Below are 14,860 nucleotides of genomic sequence, written 5' to 3' on the forward strand. Positions count from 1 at the left end.
GATGATTTTGATCCCTGACGTTAAACGAAAAAGCATAGGCGTATTCGGCCTTGGCCTAAGCGGTATCGCGACATGCGAAGCGCTGGTGGCGTCCGGGGCGAAGGTCTTTTCCTATGACGAAAATCGTACGGCGCGGGACAAAACATCGGATACAGAATATCGTTGCGAACATCCAAAAGACTGGCCGTGGCAAGAGCTTGAGGCCGTGGTCGTATCGCCCGGTGTGCCACTAACGCACCCAAAACCACATACGATCGTGCGCAAAGCGCGCCAAGAGAACGTACCGGTCATTGGCGATACGGAATTATTCGCAAAAGCGGTGAATGCGTTAGAGCCGCATGACCGCCCGCGCGTGATCGGGGTGACGGGCTCGAACGGTAAATCCACGACCACTGCATTGATTGGACATATCCTCAAACAAGCCGGTGAAGATGTGTATGTCGGCGGAAATATTGGCGAAGCGGTATTGTCGCTTCCCGCCTTTGAGAGCGACGCAGTTTATGTCCTTGAGCTTTCGTCTTTCCAGTTGGATCTGACCCACTCATTGCGATTGGATGCGGCGGTCTTCCTTAATCTATCGCCTGACCATATCGACCGGCATGGGTCGGTTGATGGGTATCTAGCAGCGAAACGCCGCATTTTCATGAACCAGACCGCTGCAGATCTGGCGGTGGTCGGTGTCGATGATGATTATGGTCAGAGCGTTTCCACGCGTCTGATGGCAAATACGGGTACTGAAATCAGGCTGATTTCCGCGGGGAGTGCCCTTGGCCGCGGCGTATATGCGCTTGATGACAAGCTCTATTATAATCTTGACGGCAAGACTGCCATTGCAGGGGATCTTACTGGTGCCCGCAGCCTGCGCGGGGTGCACAATTTCCAGAATGTTGCTGCGGCGGTCGCCGTTTGTGAACGGTTCGGTGTTGCGCCGTCTTTAGCGATCAAGTCGTCGCAACGGTTCGAAGGATTACCGCACCGCCTTGAGGAGGTCGGGCGCAACGGCAAGGTTCTCTTTATCAATGATTCAAAGGCGACCAATGCTGATGCTGCCGCGCGGGCGCTTACTGCATTCAATGACATATTCTGGATCGCTGGCGGTAAAGCCAAAGAGGGGGGCGTTACCAGCCTGCTTCCAATGATGGATCGTGTACGCACGGCCTATCTGATCGGAGACGCGGCGGCCGACTTTGAAAAACAATTAGGCGACACGGTGAATGTTGTTATTTGCGGTGATCTCGAAAAGGCGGTGGAAGCGGCAAATCGTGACGCGCTAAAGAGCGATGCCAAGGCACCGGTCGTTCTCTTGTCGCCAGCTTGCGCGTCCTATGATCAATTCAAAAATTTCGAGACGCGTGGAAACGCCTTTCGGGAATTCGTATCAACACTTTCCGTCGGGAATGGAGAAGCAGCGTGAAACGCCTTTCGCGATTAGATGACTCGCCATTCGCACGGCTTTGGTGGTCTATCGACCGGCCGAGCCTCGCGATCCTGTCATTGATCATGGTGATTGGTGCGGTTGTTTTAATGGCGGCCGGGCCGTCGGCTGCGGCGCGTATTCGCGGCGTGAGCGAGTTTCATTTTCCGTTGCGCCAATTCATTTTTCTAGGGCCAACAATTCTTTTGATGACGGCGCTCGCATTCCTAACGCCGCTTCAGGCACGACGTCTTGGGGTGATCGTTTTTGGCGGCGCTTTATTGTTGATGCTTTACGTTTTGATGTTCGGCGGCGAGGTGAACGGCGCCAAGCGATGGCTTTATATTGGCTCTCTCTCCTTGCAGCCTTCGGAATTTGCGAAACCCGGATTTGTGATTGCGGCAGCATGGATGATGGCTGAGGGGGCGCGGGACCCTAAATTTCCCGGCGGCGCGGTGGCGATTGGTCTATATGCAATTTTTGCCGGGTTGCTATTGGCGCAGCCCGATTTTGGCCAATGGGCATTGATGACCGGCGTATGGGCCGTGATGTTTTTTGTCGCCGGGTGGAGCTGGCTCTGGATCATTGTGCTGGGCGGTGTTGGCGCAACAGCCATGACGGCCGGGTATTTTCTATCGGCCCATGTTGCCGCGCGCGTGGACGGATTTTTGAACCCCGGATCGACGGAGACCTATCAGGTCGATAGAGCCATGGAAACGATTGCGAATGGCGGCCTTTTTGGGCGCGGCGATGCGACGCCCGTAAAAACGACGCTTCCCGATGCGCATACGGATTTCATTTTCGCCGTTGCCGCGGAGGAGTTTGGGTTCGTTCTGACGGCGCTTATTATCCTTTTGTTCGCCGTTTTCACGGCGCGAGTCATGACCGTTGCGGCGGGCCTTAAAAGTGTTTTTGCCCAATGTGCTGCGACCGGGCTTGCAGCACTCATTGGCTTTCAGTCGATAATCAATATTGGTGTCTCGTTGCGGGCACTGCCGGCCAAGGGCATGACCTTGCCGTTTATTTCTTATGGCGGGTCTTCGCTATTGGCGACGGGTCTGACCGTTGGGTTGATATTTGCACTTACCCGCAGCCATCACGGTGTCTATCGGCGCAAGGATATTATGCCATGACGGGTCAGCGATTAATTGCATTGGCCGCAGGCGGCACGGGCGGACATTTGTTCCCGGCTGAAGCATTGGCGCAGGAATTAAAACGTCGTGGTCATCGTATCTTGCTCGTAACCGATGCGCGCGGTGCGCGTTATGCGCAAAACTTTCCGGCCGATGAGCGGTTTGAAATTTCAGCGGCAACACCATCAATTGGTGGCCCTATCGCAAAAGCCGCGGCAGCGGTGTCCATCGCTTTCGGGCTCTATACATCTTTGCGCGAGTTCCGAAAGCGCAAGCCAGCGGCGGCGGTCGGGTTCGGTGGTTATCCGTCACTCCCGGCGATGAAAGCGGCATCCTTGATGGGTATCCCTTATGGGGTGCACGAACAAAATGGCGTTTTAGGCCGCACGAACCGCCTATTGGTCGGCAATGCCGCTTTTACCGCGCACGCATTTCCGGTTCTTGAAAAATTGCCGCGCAATATTCAGACAATCGAAGTTGGGAACCCGCTTCGCGATGCCGTTGCGGCGGTCGAGGCGACGCCATATCCGGGGATCGAAGGCGACATCAATCTTCTAATTTTCGGCGGCAGTCAGGGCGCGAGTATTTTTTCTAAAGCCCCGGTTGCTGCGCTCACGCAGTTGCCCGCGGATTTGCGCGCGAAACTGACCGTGACGCATCAGGCGAGAGAGGCGGAACAGGCCGACGTCGCCGCGACATATGAAGCCGCCGGTATCCGCGCAGAGGTGGCCCCGTTTTTCTCGGACCTGCCGCAACGCATGGCTGCCGCACATCTCGTCATCGCGCGGGCAGGAGCATCAACCGTGACCGAGCTTTCCGCAATCGGACGTCCGTCTATTCTTGTGCCGCTAGCGATTGCGATGGATGATCATCAAACCGGCAATGCGCGGACGCTTTCTGAGCAAGGTGCGGCCCTTATTTTGTCAGAAAATGAATTTACCGAGGCAGAGGTCGGTGCAAAACTGGCTGAACTTCTGGCATCGCCATCGAAATTGGCCACAATGGCGCAAGCTGCCAAAGGTGTCGTAAAGTCAGGAGCGGCAGCGCGGCTGGCCGATTTGGTAGAAAATATTGTCGCCCAAAAAGCGGCAGCGTGAGAGTAAGCATGACGAGTAAAGACCAATATTCGCAAATTGATCCACCAGAAATCAAAGTCCGGTTGCCCTTTGGGGCGGGCGTGGTTCATTTTGTCGGTATTGGCGGGATCGGCATGAGCGGGATCGCGCATATCATGCGCAATCTCGGCTATGACGTGCGCGGCTCCGATGTTGCGGATGGCCAAAATGTTCAACGCCTGCGCGAAGCGGGTATCCCTGTGGTGATCGGTCATGCGCCGAGCAATGTCGAGGGCGCTGATGCGGTCATCATCTCGACGGCCATTCGGCGTGATAACCCGGAGGTCGCTGCTGCGCGGGCCCGGCATATCCCCGTTGTCAAACGCGCCGACATGTTGGCGGAACTGATGCGCTTAAAATGGACCGTGTCCGTCGGCGGAACCCATGGCAAAACCACCACGACCACAATGGTTGCGGCACTTCTTGATGAGGCCAATCTTGATCCGACGGTGATCAATGGCGGGGTCATCAATGCCTATGGAACCAATGCCCGGATTGGCGAAGGCGACTGGATGGTCGTTGAAGCCGATGAAAGCGACGGCACATTCATCCGTTTGCCGACCACTGTTGCTATTGTCACGAATATCGACCCGGAACATCTCGATCATTGGGGCGGGTTCGAGTCGTTACGGAACGCATTTGATCGCTTTATTGAGAACACGCCTTTTTATGGCTTCGGGGTTGTGTGCCTCGACCATCCGGAAGTGCAGGCCCTTGTTGGCCGTGTCACTGACCGGCGTTTGATTACATATGGGGTTAATCCGCAGGCCGACGTTCGTGCGGTAAATATCCGTTTTGAAGACGGAAATTCGGTTTACGATATCGTCTTCCGTGAGCGCGGTACCGAGATTGGACGGATTGAAAATGTCCGTCTGCCAATGCCGGGTGCGCATAATGTTTTAAATTCACTGCCAGCTGCAATTGTTGCCAAGCGACTTGGCGCAACCGATGAACAAATCAAATCGGGCTTTGCAAAATTCTCCGGCGTCAAGCGGCGCTTCACGCAGGCGGGCGAGTGGAATGGCGTGAAAATCATCGACGATTACGGCCATCACCCGGCGGAAATTGCTGCGGTCCTTCGGGCGGCGCGCAATATTGCCCGAGGTCGGGTGATCGCGGTTATCCAGCCGCATCGTTATTCGCGTTTGCACGATTTGTTTGACGAGTTTTGTGCATGCGTCAATGAAGCCGACATTGCGTTGATCGCAGATGTTTATGCAGCCGGTGAAAAACCGATCGAAGGATTTAACCGCGACAGCTTTGTTGCGGGGCTCGAAAGCCATGGCCATCGCGATGCGCGCGCGTTACCAAGTTTCGATCAATTGCCGAAAGTGATCTCCGAAATTGCCGAGCCGGGCGATTATGTTATTTGCCTTGGTGCTGGTGACATTACCAAACACGCCAATAATCTAGCCGATGCGTTGAAGGCGCTTGAATAAATGGCGCGCGTAACAGTCAACGACCTACCAGACATACGCGGAAAATATGTCGAGAATGCAGACCTTTCGACATTAACGTGGTTTCGTGTAGGCGGTTTTGCGGATGTGCTGTTCGTTCCCGCCGATGAAGACGACCTTGCGCATTTCCTAAAGGCGACGCCTTCTGATGTTCCGGTTTTTGTCATGGGGGTCGGTTCAAACCTGTTGGTGCGCGATGGCGGGTATCGCGGTGTTGTCATTCGTTTTGGTTCGGGCTTTCGACAGATTTCAGTTGATGGATTGAAAGTCACGGCCGGAGCCGGTGCCATTGACGCGCAAGTTGCAAAGCGCGCCGCCGAAGCGGGCATTGCCGGGCTTGAATTTTATCGCGGTGTTCCGGGCACAATTGGCGGCGCGTTGCGGATGAATGCTGGCGCTTATGGCGGTGAAACCAAAGATGTCTTGGTGCGCGCCATTGCCTATGATCGCGCAGGCCAGCGCCATGAGCTAAGCAATAGCGAGATGGGCTTTTCCTATCGCCATTGCGATGTGCCGGAAGATTACATTTTTACGAGCGCGATATTCGAGGGAACGCCCGGTGATCCCGCGGAAATCATGGCGCGCATGGATGAAATCAGCGCGCAGCGCGAGGAAACCCAGCCGATCCGGGAGCGGACGGGCGGTTCGACTTTTGCGAATCCCGATCCTGCGTTGTCCGATGGGCGCAAATCATGGCAGTTGATTGATGAAATCGGTGCGCGGGGGCGGGTCGTTGGTGACGCGCAGGTCTCAACGCGGCACTGTAATTTTATGATCAATCGCGGCAATGCAAGTGCGGCTGATCTCGAAACGCTAATTGAATCGCTCCGGACTGATGTGTTGGAAAAGACAGGTGTTGAATTACGTTGGGAAATTCGGCGCGTAGGAGAGGCAACGTATGAGTAAGAAATTTAAACGCGTTGCTGTCTTGAAAGGTGGCTGGTCACCCGAGCGCGAAGTTTCGCTTTCGTCGGGCGCTGCGGCAGGCAAGGCGCTGCGCGAAGCCGGTTATGACGTCGTTGAAATCGATGCGGACCGCATGGTTGCAACCAAGCTCGAAGCTGAAAAACCCGATGCAGTATTTAATGCGCTTCATGGGCAATGGGGCGAGGATGGGTGTGTTCAGGGCCTGTTGGAGGTCATGGGCATTCCCTATACCCATTCCGGCGTTTTGGCATCTTCATTGGCGATGGATAAACAGCGCGCCAAGGCCGTGTTTGAAGACGCCAAAATTCCTTCGCCACCTGGCACGATCGTAACCCGGAAAGATGCCGCCGGTGGGCATGTCATGAAGCCGCCCTATGTGGTCAAACCAAATGCTCAAGGCTCTTCGGTTGGTGTGTTTATCGTTCGGGAAGGGGACAATCGTCCGCCATCGGAATTAACCGGCGAGAAATGGACCTTGGGTGACGAGGTGCTGGTCGAAAAATTTATCCCGGGGCGCGAGCTAACGGTTTCCGTGATGGGTGATCGTGCGCTTTGTGTTACGGAAATCACAACGGCGCTGGCCTTTTATGATTATGAAGCCAAATATGCGGCTGGTGGATCGAAGCATGTCTTGCCGGCTGAAATCCCTGCGGACATTACGGAACGCTGTCTCGATCTAGCGCTTCGGGCACATCAATCGCTGGGCTGTCGTGGATTGTCACGAGCAGATTTCCGATATGACCCGGATGCCGAAGGCGAACAGGTTTACTGTCTGGAGGTCAATACGCAACCAGGGCTTACGCCCACTTCATTATCGCCTGAACAGGCCGCAATGCTCGGAATAACCTTTCCGGAACTTTGTGCCTGGATGGTGGAGGATGCATCATGCCAAAGGTAAAAAAGAAACCCGCAAAAAAATCACCCAGCCGTCGCGGTAAAGCGCAAGAGGCCGGTCTGTTTGATCGCCTTAGCGCAATATGGACGCGCTTCTCGCATGCATTGATTGCCAGTTCGGTATTGCTGGCGCTGCTGGGGATTGGTTTTCTCTGGGCCGGTGGTTATTTCGGCATGATGGGCGAACAGATCAGCCGTTTTGCGGGCGCGCGTGCCGTAAGCGCCGGTTTTGAGATACGCCGCATTACTGCAAAGGGCGCGGATGAAACATCCGAACAGGAAATTCTGACTGCGGTGGGGCCGGTTGTTGGCACGTCCATGCTGCATTTCGATGCTGATCGTGCCCGTGCGCAGGTCGAACAGATCGGCTGGGTGCGCTCGGCGGCGGTTTCAAAATTATTGCCGAACACGATTAATATTTCTGTGCGCGAGCGTGTCCCCGCAGCGGTTTGGCAACTTTCGGGCGCGCTTCATTTGATTGATGAAAATGGCGCGATCATTCGCGAGGTGAATGCCTACGAATATGCTGACCTTCCCTTAATCGTCGGCGCGGGTGCCCCCGGTGCGGCGTCAGAAATGTTGCAGGCTCTCAAGAATGAACCGGAGCTTTGGGGGCGTGCGTCTGCGCTTATCCGCGTTAGTGATCGGCGTTGGAATTTAAAGACAAAAGACGGGATCGACGTCAAATTCCCGGAACGCGATGTTGGCGAGGCGGTGCATTATCTTGGGCGACTGCAAGGCGAGTTGGCATTGCTTGACGAACCTCTCGAATATGTTGATCTTCGAAACCCAGAAAACTTCGTCTACAGAATAAGAGGAACGGCAGAGATCGAAAAGCCGATCGGCCGGATCCAATAAATTACGAACGCGATTATTAATTCGCGAAAAGGCTTGGATAGTGGCAAAGCCCCGCAAAATTCGAAAACGCCGCAAGGATGAGACCCTTGCTGCTGCGCTCGATATTGGTGCGTCAAAGGTTTCGTGTTTTATCGCGCGGATCGTTGACGAGCCCGGCCTTGCGCCACATGCCGAAATTGTCGGCGTTGGCTGTTATGGTGCGGCGCTGAATGCGCGCATGGCGGCCACTGCGGATGTCATCGAAACCGGAATCCGTAATGCGGTCGAGGCCGCCGAACGCATGGCGGGCGAAAATGTCGGCAGAGTTTTGGTCGGTGTTTCCGGTCGACATTTAAGGGCGCGCCGAATTGGCGTTGATATCGAAATTGCAGGCGGGGTCGTCGCGCAAGAAGATATTGATGACAGTCTTTCCGAAGGCATTAAGATCGCAACACCGCCGGATTGTGCGCCGCTTCATGCAATGCCAATTGGCTACCGCGTTGATGGCGAAGAGGGACTTGCGGACCCGATCGGCCTTTCGGGTAGTGTGCTGTCGACCCAGATGTTCGCCTTGGGTGTACGTCAGAGCTATCTCGATAATCTTGAAAATCTGATCGAGCATTGTGACCTCGGGGTCGAAGAATTTGTAGCGGCACCTTATGCCGCAGCAGAAGCGGTTTTGCTTGACGATGAAAAAGAGTTGGGCGTCGTTTCGATTGATATTGGTGCGACGTCGACTGGGTACGCAGTTTATGACAATGGCGCACTCGTTGAATGTGGCGGGGTGCCGATCGGCGGTGGACACATTACACGTGACATCGCGCAAATTTTTGGCGCATCGCTCGCCCATGCGGAGCGGGTGAAAACGCTTTATGGAGCCGCATTGATTGGCCCCGGCGATGAGCACCGTCTCGTCGATTTTCCGCAATTAGGTGTTTCTGGTGAGGTCGCGCGCGCATCACGGGCTGATGTCTGCGAGGTGATCTTGCCGCGCCTTGAAGAAGTTTTTGAAATGGTGCTCGATCAACTTCCTGATGATGGCATGCGCCGTTCCGGTTTGCGGCGTGCCGTTATTACTGGTGGCGGAAGTTTGTTGGTGGGCGCGCGCGAGGTTGCTGAACGTAGCTTGGGGATGAAAACGCGCCTCGGGCGACCTATTGCAATTCCCGGATCGCCAGAAGCCGCATCCGCGCCAGGCTTTGCGGTTTGTTCGGGCCTGATCCAGCATTACACAAATTTAGGCCGTGAAAATGAAAAGGGTCTTGGCCTTTTGCGGCAATCACCCCATGCAAGACAAAGATCATCCGTGCTCGGCGGGTTAGACAACTGGCTGCGTGCAAAATTCTAGTAAATGTTAAGGGGCTGTTAACCTTTTGGAAAGGGTTATGAACGATTCTTTAACGAAGGATTATCCTTAATATTTGCCCAGTGCGAATGTTGAGAAGAAGAGAAGAAATAGAACCTCCAACCTGCGCATCATCGGAGTTATCCATGCCACTAAATCTAAGCGTGCCAGAATTGACAGAATTGAAACCCCGCATAACCGTCATCGGTGTTGGCGGCGCGGGCGGTAATGCTGTTAACAACATGATTGAAAGCCAGCTCGAAGGCGTCGATTTTGTTGTTGCAAACACAGATGCGCAGGCCGTTGGCCTGTCTAAGGCTGAAAAACGAATTCAGCTTGGTGTGAAAACGACCCAGGGGCTCGGGGCAGGGTCCATTCCGGATATCGGGCGCGCAGCCGCGGAAGAGTCGTTGGATGAAATTCTAGAACATGTTGGCAATTGCCACATGCTTTTCGTCACTGCTGGCATGGGTGGCGGAACGGGAACAGGCGCGGCACCGGTTATCGCGAAAGCTGCGAAGGAACGCGACATCCTAACGGTTGGTGTTGTTACCAAGCCTTTCCATTTTGAAGGTGCGCGTCGGATGCGCCTTGCGGGTACAGGTATCGAAGAGCTGCAAAAGCATGTCGATACTTTGCTTATTATTCCGAACCAGAATTTGTTCTCGATCGCGAATGAACGCACGACATTCCACGAAGCTTTTGCAATGGCCGATCAGGTTCTTCATTCCGGCGTGCGCGGCATTACGGATTTGATGGTGATGCCGGGGCTTATCAATCTCGACTTTGCGGATGTGCGCACTGTCATGAGCGAGATGGGCAAAGCCATGATGGGAACGGGCGAAGCCGAAGGTGAAAAGCGCGCTATCCAAGCGGCAGAAGCAGCGATTTCGAACCCGCTGCTCGACGAGCAGTCAATGAAGGGGGCGCGCGGCGTTCTCATCAACATCACGGGTTCGATGGATATGACGCTGTTCGAAGTTGACGAAGCTGCGAACCGCATCCGCGCCGAAGTCGATCCGGACGCAAATATCATCGTCGGTTCGACCTTTAATCAGGATCTGGAAGGCAAGGTCCGCGTTTCTGTCGTTGCAACCGGCATCGACATCAGTGAGCGCGAGGGCAACCAGCCGCAGATCAAGGTCAACACTGGTGCTGTTTCGAAACCGTGGCGTGAGCCGGTTGTTGTCAACAAGCCAGCGGAAGCGCAATCACCTGCGGCACCAGCAGCAGAACTGCCGCAAGCGAAAGTGGAAACAACCGGTTCGGTTCCGGCTGCGAGTTTCCGTCCGTCGAGTGTGACGCCGCAAACGCCAACACCCAATGCGGCAAACCCAGTGGGTGATGTGCATGAGCGCATCCGTAAAATGTTGACAGAAGGGTCTGACGCACCGGCACCACAAGCGCCGGCGCCGACACGGCCACAGCCTCAACGCCAACAACAACAATTGCGCCCGGCGAGCGAAGTGAAATCTGGAAACAATCCATTCCGGAATGCACAGGCATTGGGAAAACATTCGCTCGAAGCCGCAGTGGACATGTTCAAGTCACTTGGTGGTCATGAAGAGCGCCGCGACATTGCACCGCCACGGGCACCAGAGGAAACAAAGCCTTCGAAGCCTGCACCGCGCGGTGATTTATTCGAAGATCACGAAGATGCGGACCTCGAAATCCCATCATTCCTCCGCAAGAAGAAAACCGGGTGATAGCTTAAGGTTCATCTTTAAGTGGTTGATATAAAATACAAAGAGCCGCCAATCCTTAATCGGGTTGGCGGTTTTTTCTATGACTGCTGAATTAAATGGCAATAAACATTGATTATGCCTAATTTTCGGAAATCGGGGAAACCTGCTAACGTTCTGATGTTGACACGTCGCGCCGTGAAGACTGTGACTAAGGGTGCGCTGGCGTTCGGTGGGGGTATTAAGCCAGCTTGTGAGCAAAAGATGAGTTACAAATCTTCGCGACAGCACACTGTGCAATCGGAAATTCGTTTTTCGGGCATTGGTCTTCACACTGGTGTCGATTGTCTGGCCGTGGTGCGTCCAGCATCTGCGAATGCTGGTCTGGTTTTTCGCCGCGTCGATGTGACCGACGAAAACAATGTGATCCCGGCGAAACCAAATAATGTCATGCATGCATCGCACGGCACCACCATTTCAAACGAGAATGGCTGTAGCGTTTCCACCATTGAGCATTTGCTCGCGGCTTTGGCTTTATGCGGTGTCGATAATGCAATTGTTGATGTTACGGGCCCTGAAATTCCAATTTTCGACGGAAGTGCTGCGCATTTTGTGTGTGCGATCCGCAAAGCCGGTACGCGTGCGCAGGACGATGATCGCCAGCCCATCGTTGTCGATCAGCCGCTCAAGGTGGTCGATGGTGAGCGCTGGGTCGAAGTGAAGCCGAGCGATGATCGTATCATCGATATTGAAATTGATTTCGGGGATTGCCTGATCGGCCGACAGTCATTGACGATAGATCTTGATGATCCGCTGATTGTGGAAAAGCTATCGTCGGCACGCACATTTTGCCGCCTCAACGAGGTAGAAGCCTTGCGCGGCGTTGGTTTGATCCTCGGTGGGTCGCTGTCGAATTCGCTGGTTGTTGATGGTGACCGGCTATTGAACGAGGAGCCGCTGCGCGATGAGGCGGAGTTCGTCCTCCATAAGGCGTTGGATCTGATCGGTGATCTCTATCTCCTAGGTGCGCCGTTGGTCGGGCATATCCGTGCTGTGCGCCCGGGGCATGACCTCAATACCCGGCTTGCGCAGGCTGTGAGCCGTGAGAACAGGGCGATGGCGCAGCCGATAGCGCAAGAACCCGTAAGGGCGACCGCCTGAATTCGATAATCAGGTTTGACATAGACGCCTGCACCAAACTAGAAGTTAATACTCCTGAAACCATGCCGTTTGTTGGCGTGTGCCCTTGGTGGCGGAAAGGCTCGTCTCTAGTGAAAATGCGTTTTGCGTTGCTTGGTAAGGCCATGTTTGCTTTGGTTGCTATTACCGCAATCTCAGCCTGTAGCTCCTCTTCGAAAAAAGCCAAATTCGCCTATGTCGAACGGCCGGTTGAATCGCTCTACGCGTCAGCGACCTATGAGCTAGAGCGCCGTCGTTTTGATCGCGCGATCGCATTCTTCGAAGAAGTCGAGCGCCAGCACCCTTATTCAGCGTGGGCGCGCCGGTCGATGCTGATGAAGGCCTTCGCCTATTACCAAGGCAATGACTATGACGAAGCCTTGCAGGCCATCGAACAGTTCACGACATTGCACCCGGGCAATAAAGATGCGGCCTATGCCTATTACCTGAAAGCGATGTGTTATTACGAACGCATTCGCGATGTGGGCCGAGATCAGGAATTTACCAATAACGCCGTTGAATCGCTCAATGACGTCATTCGCCGCTATCCGAACACGGAATATGCGCGGGACGCCCGCCTGAAACTTGACCTTACCTATGACCATCTGGCGGGTAAGGAAATGTATGTCGGTCGTTTTTACCTGAAACAGAACAAACATATTTCGGCGATTAATCGCTTCAAATATGTGATTGAAAACTATCAGACCACAAGCCACGTGCCGGAAGCACTGCACCGTTTGGTCGAAGCCTATCTTGAACTTGGTATCGTTTCCGAAGCGCGCTCAGCCGCTGCGGTTCTCGGTTATAATTATCCCGGTAGTCGCTGGTACCAGGATTCATATCGGTTATTCAAAGCGCGCGATTTGATCGCCGAAGGCTCTGGCCCCGCGCCAAAAGTGAACCAGCCTTTGCCGCAGCAGGTGCGTGATATCGAAGATATCGATCCGAAAGAACTGCGCACGATTGAGCCACCATCGCCAAGCGACCTCGAAGGTTATGCGGAGAGTTCTGATACCACGCCCAACCCGATCGAGCGCCCAAACAGCGATCTTTAATCCCAACCTGAATTACGGTATCCAAGACCTATCGCAGTTCGGGCTAACCCCTGAGCAAGCAATGGTTTTATTGGACAGGCTTTAATTACGCGCATGCTGACCGCGCTTCATATTCAGGACTTCGTTCTCATTGATCAGGCGCGCTTGACGTTGGGAAAGGGCATGACTGCGCTAACCGGTGAAACCGGTGCGGGGAAGTCTATCCTGCTTGATGCGTTGGGTTTGGCCGTTGGTGGTCGTGCCGAACGCGGCGCGGTGCGTCAGGGCGCGAAACAGGGCATTGTCTCGGTGATTTTTGAGCCGGATTCCAATCATCCGGTTTGGGCGATCCTTGAAGAGAACGGTCTTGATACGGGCGAGGACCAGATCATCCTGCGCCGCGTACAGAACAAAGATGGCCGCGGGCGCGGTTTCGTCAATGACCAGCCGGTGTCTATCGCAATGTTGCGGGCGGTTGGGGAAACGCTCATTGAAATTCATGGGCAGCATGACGGTCGCGGATTTTTAACTGCCGCGACCCATCGAAGTCTTTTGGACGAGTTTGGTGGCTTGCAAAAGCGGGTTGAGAAGCTCGAAACGATTTGGCGGAAATGGCGCGATGCGCAAGGGGAGCTCGACGAAAAACGCAGAGAGCGCGATGCCGCCGCGCGTGAGGCTGATTATCTTCGCCATGTGGTTGAGCATCTCGGAAAGCTAGATCCGCAAGAGGATGAAGAAGCAGAATTGTCATTGCGGCGGACCGAACTTATGGCGTCCGACAAAATTGCGGATGACCTCAATGCGGCGGCGAAGGCGTTATCGGAAGGCGGGTTTGACAGCAAATTGGCATCGGCCCTGCGGCGGATCGAAAAGGCCAGTGCGCAGTTCGAAGACGACGATAACCCACTGGCGCAAGCGGCGGCGCGAATAGATAGCGCATTGAACGAAGCAGCCGAGGCGCGCGCCGCGTTAGAGATTGCCATTGATCGGTTTGGTGCAGACCCCGATGAGTTGGACCGCGTTGAGGAGCGGCTTTTCGCGCTCCGTGCCGAAGCGCGCAAGCATGGCGTGTTGCCGGATGAATTAGGGGCGTTTCTAAAAAAGGCGCAATCAACGCTTGATGATCTTGAACAGGGTGAAACTGCATTTAGCGCGCTTGAAAAAGCCGTCAATGAAAGCGCTGCGGCCTATAAAAAAGAAGCGCAGGCGCTTACCAAAGATCGTATAGCGGCGGCGAAAAAGCTCGATAAAACTGTTGCGACAGAGCTTAAACCGCTCAAATTGGGGAACGCCGTATTTTCAACGCAGATCGCCACCGACGAAGATCATCCGACATCGGATGGATATGATCGCGTCGAATTTATGGTTGCGACCAATCCCGGTGCGCCGGCGGGGCCGCTCAAAACTATTGCCTCAGGCGGTGAGCTTTCGCGTTTTGTGCTCGCGATGAAAGCGGCGCTCGCAGCCAAGGAAAACCGAACCGTTATTATTTTTGACGAAGTTGATGCGGGGGTCGGTGGCGCAGTAGCGGATGCGGTCGGGGAGCGGCTGTCGCGTCTCGCGCGCGACGCGCAAGTTCTGGTCGTCACCCACAGCCCACAAGTTGCCGCCCGCGCGGATACCCATTGGCGCATTGAAAAGAAACAATCGAAAACCGCGACTTTGACCTCTGTCAAAACCTTGGAGCCCGATGACCGGACCGAAGAGATTGCACGAATGCTTTCAGGGGCGGAAGTCACGGACGAAGCGCGTGCGGCCGCGCGTCGATTATTGACCACAACCAAAGCGCCGAAAGCCGCGAAAAAGCCTTCGCGTAAAAAACTGGCAAAATCGGCCTGATCCG

12 protein-coding genes are annotated in these 14,860 nt (G+C 54.7%); all 12 read left to right on the plus strand.

Going from position 1 to position 14,860, the window contains the following annotated elements; translation table 11 throughout:
* Window position 1 precedes the first annotated feature (1 nt).
* The 12 genes from murD to recN all read left to right on the plus strand — a co-directional run bounded on the left by murD (window position 2) and on the right by recN (window position 14,856).
* The gene (murD, locus tag ABFZ83_RS01205; RefSeq protein ID WP_411817610.1) at window positions 2-1,414 is read left to right on the plus strand and encodes a UDP-N-acetylmuramoyl-L-alanine--D-glutamate ligase; all 1,413 of its coding nucleotides are present in this window, start codon (window positions 2-4) and stop codon (window positions 1,412-1,414) included.
* Window positions 1,411-2,547: an FtsW/RodA/SpoVE family cell cycle protein gene (locus ABFZ83_RS01210; RefSeq protein ID WP_411817611.1), complete on the plus strand. Its 1,137-nt coding sequence runs from the start codon at window positions 1,411-1,413 to the stop codon at window positions 2,545-2,547. The genes murD and ABFZ83_RS01210 overlap by 4 nt, the downstream gene beginning before the upstream one ends.
* Window positions 2,544-3,644, plus strand: a complete 1,101-nt coding sequence (locus tag ABFZ83_RS01215; protein ID WP_411817612.1) for a UDP-N-acetylglucosamine--N-acetylmuramyl-(pentapeptide) pyrophosphoryl-undecaprenol N-acetylglucosamine transferase — start codon at window positions 2,544-2,546, stop codon at window positions 3,642-3,644. The genes ABFZ83_RS01210 and ABFZ83_RS01215 overlap by 4 nt, the downstream gene beginning before the upstream one ends.
* A gap of 8 nt (window positions 3,645-3,652) precedes the next feature.
* Window positions 3,653-5,101, plus strand: coding sequence for a UDP-N-acetylmuramate--L-alanine ligase (gene murC, locus ABFZ83_RS01220; RefSeq protein ID WP_411817613.1), 1,449 nt, complete (start codon window positions 3,653-3,655; stop codon window positions 5,099-5,101).
* Entirely contained in the window at window positions 5,102-6,025 is a 924-nt protein-coding gene (gene murB, locus ABFZ83_RS01225; RefSeq protein ID WP_411817614.1) for a UDP-N-acetylmuramate dehydrogenase, read from the plus strand.
* On the plus strand, window positions 6,018-6,944 hold the full coding sequence (locus tag ABFZ83_RS01230) for a D-alanine--D-alanine ligase (protein WP_411817615.1): 927 nt from the start codon (window positions 6,018-6,020) through the stop codon (window positions 6,942-6,944). The genes murB and ABFZ83_RS01230 overlap by 8 nt, the downstream gene beginning before the upstream one ends.
* The gene (locus ABFZ83_RS01235) at window positions 6,932-7,798 is read left to right on the plus strand and encodes a cell division protein FtsQ/DivIB (RefSeq protein ID WP_411817616.1); all 867 of its coding nucleotides are present in this window, start codon (window positions 6,932-6,934) and stop codon (window positions 7,796-7,798) included. Before ABFZ83_RS01230 ends, ABFZ83_RS01235 begins: the two co-directional genes overlap by 13 nt.
* 40 nt (window positions 7,799-7,838) lie before the next feature.
* Entirely contained in the window at window positions 7,839-9,125 is a 1,287-nt protein-coding gene (gene ftsA / locus ABFZ83_RS01240) for a cell division protein FtsA (protein WP_411817617.1), read from the plus strand.
* Between the two features lie 143 nt (window positions 9,126-9,268).
* The gene (gene ftsZ / locus ABFZ83_RS01245; RefSeq protein WP_411817618.1) at window positions 9,269-10,828 is read left to right on the plus strand and encodes a cell division protein FtsZ; all 1,560 of its coding nucleotides are present in this window, start codon (window positions 9,269-9,271) and stop codon (window positions 10,826-10,828) included.
* Between the two features lie 240 nt (window positions 10,829-11,068).
* Complete coding sequence (gene lpxC / locus ABFZ83_RS01250; protein ID WP_411817619.1) at window positions 11,069-11,965, plus strand: UDP-3-O-acyl-N-acetylglucosamine deacetylase; 897 nt, start codon at window positions 11,069-11,071, stop codon at window positions 11,963-11,965.
* Between the two features lie 116 nt (window positions 11,966-12,081).
* A complete protein-coding gene (locus ABFZ83_RS01255) occupies window positions 12,082-13,038 on the plus strand; it encodes an outer membrane protein assembly factor BamD (RefSeq protein ID WP_411817620.1) in 957 nt (318 codons plus the stop codon).
* 93 nt (window positions 13,039-13,131) lie between these two features.
* Window positions 13,132-14,856 carry a DNA repair protein RecN gene (recN, locus tag ABFZ83_RS01260; protein WP_411817621.1) on the plus strand — a complete coding sequence of 575 codons (1,725 nt, stop codon included), beginning with the start codon at window positions 13,132-13,134 and terminating at the stop codon, window positions 14,854-14,856.
* The last annotated feature ends 4 nt before the right edge of the window (window positions 14,857-14,860 follow it).

The sequence above is a fragment of the Hyphococcus formosus genome, assembly GCF_046736345.1.
Classification (GTDB): Bacteria; Pseudomonadota; Alphaproteobacteria; order Caulobacterales; family Parvularculaceae; genus Hyphococcus; species Hyphococcus formosus.